A 4,072-nucleotide genomic window follows, 5' to 3' on the forward strand; every position below is an offset into this window, starting at 1 on the left:
ACTACTATAATTTCATAACCATTATTCAATAATTCAACACATGTATGACTACCAATATATCCTGCTCCACCTGTTACAAGTATTGCCATAAGTATACCTCCAGTATTATTAAATATTAATAAAAAAGAAAATCATTTATCTTTGATAAAACAAATGATTTTCTTCTCACAGATTTTATTTAGCTATAAAATAATCCGTTACATATTGCGCCCAAATATCATGTCCTTTAGCACTTGGGAAACCAAACTCTTCTTGTAAGTAAGGTAAAATAGCCTTCGTTGTTGCATCAGGCCATGCTCCCCAATGATCCACATATGTATAACCATTTTGCGTCGCAAACTGCTTTAACGCTTCAATTGCTTTCGGATAATTCTTCGCACCATACAATGGGTTCGATGGTTGAATCATAATCGTAGCTCCTTTTGCACTAGTAGAAAGTGCCTGAACGAACTTCTGCGTATTTGCTACAGAGTTGCCATTCCCACTCTTACCATTATCCGTAATAAATGGCGGCTCAAAGAAAATCACATCTGGATTTTCTTTCGCAATCTCTTTATCGCGTTTATTCGAAATTAATTCTTCTGTACTTTCACCCTTATATTCCTTAACTGTCACATTCCATAAACCTTTACCGTAAGCAGTTTCTAAATTAGTCGTAAACTTAGCTGCCCAACCATCTTTTTCAGATGAAGAAGCTTCATCACCAACAATAACAAGATTTACTGCCTTTTTATCTGCCGCAGCTTTCTTCAACTTCTCTTTCACTTCATCCGGTAAATTCTTCGCATATGCTTCATTAAAAGATGACTTCGCATCTTGCTTTTTCTCTTCTTTCTTCGCTCCGCTATCTTTCGATGAAGCCTTTGTTTTCGTTACTTCACTCGTCTGTCCTGTCGCATTCGCAACCTTCTTATTCCAGTATAATTTACCACTCACAATCGAAGCGACAAACAATACAAAAGTCACAAGGACAAGTACTGCTTTCTTATTCATCGATTCACCTCATCTATTAATCTCACAATATATAATACTAATATAAATTTGAGCAAAAATAAACCCAACTCCTTCCAAAGGAGTTGGGTTATTATTACTTATTTACTTCAAGATGTGCTCTTAACTTATTCGTTAAATCTTGTTTCGCTGCATCTGGAACATAGTAGTACCAAATACCGTCAGCGGCTTTGTGACCGTCACCTGGGATTTGGATATCCTCACTGTTCTGCAGACAATTTTTATAATTCATTTGCATATCAAACATTTGATCTTGCGTTAAGTTTGTTTTCACGTTCTTCTGAATTGCTGTTAACACATCACCATAGCTTGATAAAGAAGAGAAGCTTGCGCCTTTCTTAATAACTGCTTGCATTACTTGACGTTGACGCATTTGGCGTCCGAAGTCGCCTCGTGGATCTTCTTTACGCATACGTGTGAATGATAGTGCTTGTTCACCTGTTAAATGAATATTACCTTTAGCAAAATGCTGATTATCTTGCGTAAATTCTAAATCATTATTTACATCTACACCACCGACTGCATCAACAATATCCTTAAATCCTTCCATGTTCACTTCAACATAGTAATTGATAGGAATATTTAAGAACTTTTCTACTGTCGCTACAGACATATCTACGCCACCGAATGCATAAGCATGATTGATTTTATCACTTTTCCCTTTTCCAACGATTTCTGTATATGTATCACGAGGTATACTCACAGTCTTCATTGAGTTAGTTTTAGGATTTAATGTGATGACCATTAAAGAATCTGAACGGCCTTTGTCATCACCACGCTCATCAGCACCTAGTAGTAAAATTGAAACCGGCTCACTATTACTAATTTTTTCTCCAACTTTATTGTTGTTTTGATCACGCTTTAGAGGTTTATGAACTTCATCTAATGTTTTGGATACAGAAGAATATACATTATAAGCGTAAATTCCTCCACCTATGATTAGCACTCCGATAATACCAAGTACCCAAAATAAAACTTTCTTTTTCATTATTTGAACCCTCCTTCTTAACCTTATCATCAACCTAGCTTACAATACATGTAAATTCTATTATACAGAGCATAAAACAATTTAATAAAACTAAATTATATATCAATCCACAGAAAATAGACAAACAACAATTATATATCGTTATTTGTCTACCGTATATCTTAATATTTTTTATTCTTTCTCTTCACCAAACGCAAACTCATGACTACACTTTGACTCTGTTTTGTGCTGAGACTGGTAATACGAACTTCTCGCTACCCCAAGAGCTTTACACATCATATAAATAAAGTATGTTTCTTTTTGACAATCGATAAATTGATGTAATTCTGTATCTTTTATTTTTTCGCGAATATGGCCATAGCCTTTTTTAAAATTCCATTTTCCTCTTTCAGACGAAGCAGTTCGTTCTGCATTCGTTTCAGGTCTCCTATCACAACGATTTCTTCCTCATCAATCGTTGTGATAGGAAAATGTTTCTTAATCCATTTACAAATCGTTACTTCTGCTACACCCTATTCGCTGCTTAGTTCGTTCACAGATCGCCCTGAATAATATAATTCAACAACCATCTTTTTAAATTTTTCATTAAATTTCTTGTTTGCCATACAAATACTTCCCCCTTGAAATCCATTGTAAGGACTTAACTAAGTTGTGTCCATATGACTATACTAACTCCAATATTTTATTATTTTTCATACTTCACTTCCGCAATTCCCCATTCTATTTTCTTATTACCATCTGGATTTTCAAAAACTAGTTTACAAGGTTCCTTTCCTTCTACTTTATAATAAGCCTTTCCCTTTAATTCTTTACCAGGACTCACTACGTCTCCAAAGTTATCTGGGTATCCATACAACTCTAAATTATTGCCTTCTGCATCAAACACACTAAAATCGCCTGCACCTATACCTAGTTCTGTCCCCCCCTCGTTCTTTACATCAAATGTAATTTCCACCACTTTCTTCACTTTTTTATCATCCGTAGAGTTACGTTTATCTGTATATATAACTTTTTCCGGATTGATTTTTAATTTATTTACTTCCTTAGCTTCTCCGATCTCATCTTTACTTTCCCGCCCTGAACATCCTATTAATAAAATAGGTACCAATATACATACTAAGATTATTGTACAAATACGCTTCATATTTTCTACCTCCAAAATAAACCTAAAAAGGAGTTAAATATCTTAACTCCTTTTTAGTGTCCTCTATAAAAAAGTTAACGCCCTTTTACTACTACAATAGTAGAAGTTCCTTCTTTTCCAGTAAAGGATACAGGGACAATTTTCAATTCAGTTCCTGCTGGTGCAAGTGTCTTATCTAGATAGATTTTAAAAGTCTCATTTGTTGAATCTAATGCTCCATAACGAACAAATTTATTATTAATATACAATTTAATCCCTTTTGTACCTTCAGCATATTTTCCTGTTACATAATTATCACCAAAGAAAACAGGCTTCACATCCGGTGCATTTACTACTACTGTGTCAGATAATGCTATAGTTTGTGCACTATACCCATCGATATTATTTTCATCTACTGCTAATACTTTGATTTCAGCTCCTGCTGGTGCTAACGCACGCTCTTTATAAATCTTATATGTTCCAGTTGCCTCATCAACTGCCCCATAACGAATAAATTTACCATTTACATATAGTGCTACTCGTTTTGCTTTTGAATCAATTGTTCCCATCACATAATTATCTATTTCATGAACAGGGTTAATAGTTGGTGCTGGTAAACGTTCTAAATTTTCTTTTTTAATTTTAGTAGTATCCCCTATTCCTTCCTTACCATGTTCAGTTAAAGGTAACACTTTTACTTCATTATTTTCTACACGATATGATTTATCAATAAACACACGGTAACTCCCATCAGGCTGAATTGCAGCAGTACGAATAAATTTACCATTGATATAAAGCGCAACTTTAGCGGTCCCTTCAGTTGCTGTTCCTGTTACATACATATGTGAAGTTGTTAATGGTTTATTAATTTTAGCATTAATGTTTGCAATTGTTTCTGAAACAATTGCTTTTGATGGTTTACTTGTATTACCCGCAGCGTCTGTTAATGT

General features: G+C 34.4%; 4 protein-coding genes and 2 pseudogenes. All 6 read right to left on the bottom strand.

All coding sequences use genetic code 11. The features are described from left to right. Nucleotides 1-89 (bottom strand): NAD-dependent epimerase/dehydratase family protein (locus COE49_RS26465; protein WP_141524808.1); only part of this gene is annotated, 89 nt, incomplete at its 3' end. An 85-nt stretch (nucleotides 90-174) separates the two neighbouring features. Beyond that, complete coding sequence (locus tag COE49_RS26470; protein WP_088232016.1) at nucleotides 175-993, bottom strand: SGNH/GDSL hydrolase family protein; 819 nt, start codon at nucleotides 991-993, stop codon at nucleotides 175-177. 94 nt (nucleotides 994-1,087) lie between these two features. Continuing rightward, a complete protein-coding gene (gene tagU / locus COE49_RS26475) occupies nucleotides 1,088-1,999 on the bottom strand; it encodes a polyisoprenyl-teichoic acid--peptidoglycan teichoic acid transferase TagU (RefSeq protein WP_088232015.1) in 912 nt (303 codons plus the stop codon). A gap of 198 nt (nucleotides 2,000-2,197) precedes the next feature. Further along, nucleotides 2,198-2,604, bottom strand: a pseudogene (locus COE49_RS26480) (transposase); the annotation flags it as partial. Nucleotides 2,605-2,684: 80 nt separating this feature from the next. Then, entirely contained in the window at nucleotides 2,685-3,143 is a 459-nt protein-coding gene (locus COE49_RS26485) for a DUF4352 domain-containing protein (RefSeq protein WP_088232014.1), read from the bottom strand. A 74-nt stretch (nucleotides 3,144-3,217) separates the two neighbouring features. After that, a pseudogene (locus tag COE49_RS27760) lies at nucleotides 3,218-4,072 on the bottom strand (hypothetical protein); the annotation flags it as partial.

The organism is Bacillus sp. AFS029637 (assembly GCF_002584985.1).
Lineage (GTDB): Bacteria > Bacillota > Bacilli > Bacillales > Bacillaceae_G > Bacillus_A.

Excerpts from the sequence above, each read along its gene's own strand:
- COE49_RS26470 (WP_088232016.1), bottom strand. The coding sequence starts at position 993 with ATGAATAAGAAAGCAGTACTTGTCCTTGTGACTTTTGTATTGTTTGTC.
- tagU (WP_088232015.1), bottom strand. The coding sequence starts at position 1,999 with ATGAAAAAGAAAGTTTTATTTTGGGTACTTGGTATTATCGGAGTGCTA.
- COE49_RS26485 (WP_088232014.1), bottom strand. The coding sequence starts at position 3,143 with ATGAAGCGTATTTGTACAATAATCTTAGTATGTATATTGGTACCTATT.